General features: G+C 54.5%; 1 protein-coding gene. It reads left to right on the top strand.

What is annotated here, in order from left to right; all coding sequences use genetic code 11:
* Positions 1–141 precede the first annotated feature (141 nt).
* Positions 142–918, top strand: a complete 777-nt coding sequence (locus tag MJ257_RS24585; RefSeq protein WP_240271800.1) for an SDR family NAD(P)-dependent oxidoreductase — start codon at positions 142–144, stop codon at positions 916–918.
* Positions 919–943: the final 25 nt, after the last annotated feature.

The raw sequence follows: 943 nt of genomic DNA, 5'->3' as shown, positions 1-943 counted from the left end.
CTGAGTTCAAGATTCGATGTCGAGTAACTTCTCTGAATTTGCTTCGTGATCCGAAGATGACTTTTTGAACTACTGAGAATTTGCTTCGTGATCCAAAGATGACTTTTTGAACTACCTTTCGAAGGGAAGTTAAGAGTGGGTATGTCGTTAGAGGGCAAAATCGTCGTAATGACGGGTGCATCCAGCGGAATTGGCGCGATGGCGGCGCAGATGTTATCGGAGCGCGGGGCGGTTGTCGTATTGGCTGCCCGGAATGCGGACAAGCTGAAGCAGGTATCGGCGAAGATGACAGGTCCGTATCTAGTGCTCGAGATGGACGTCGGCAGCGACGCTTCCGTGAAGGAAGGCTTCGAACGGGTCCTGGCGGAGTTCGGACGGGTGGATGTCCTGCTGAACAATGCGGGATACGGCAAATTCGAATACCTGGATGAAATGCCGGTATCCGAATTTGCCGAGATGATGAACGTTAATTACATAGGTATGGTTCGGTGCACGAAGGCGGTGCTTCCCTCCATGAAGGCGGCCCGTTCCGGACGTATCGTCAATGTCGCTTCGATGGCCGGCAAGATTGGCACGGCCAAATCGACGGCTTACACCGCGACAAAGCATGCGGTCGTTGGCTTTGGGAGCGCGTTGCGCCAGGAGGTCCGGGAGCACGGCATCACCGTGTCGACGATTAATCCGGGACCGATTGATACGCCCTTTTTTGAGATTGCCGATCCCAGCGGAGGATACGTCAAGAACGTGCAATGGATGATGCTGAAGCCGGAACGCGTCGCCAAAGCGATGGTAAAGGCGGCGGAGAAAGGCACGACGGAGGTCAACCTGCCTTGGATCGCCGGCGTAGGGGCCAAGTGGTACCAGATGTTCCCGCGCTTGGCGGACCGATTAAGCTATCGAATGATGAATAAGAAATAGCCTGCCTGCGAAGGCAGGCTTTTTG

The organism is Paenibacillus timonensis (genome assembly GCF_022427145.1).
Lineage (GTDB): Bacteria > Bacillota > Bacilli > Paenibacillales > Paenibacillaceae > Fontibacillus > Fontibacillus timonensis.
This window is presented reverse-complemented; position numbering and strand designations above follow the sequence as displayed.

Bases quoted from the DNA above. Each gene is read 5' to 3' on its own strand.
- MJ257_RS24585 (WP_240271800.1), top strand. From the start codon at position 142: ATGTCGTTAGAGGGCAAAATCGTCGTAATGACGGGTGCATCCAGCGGA.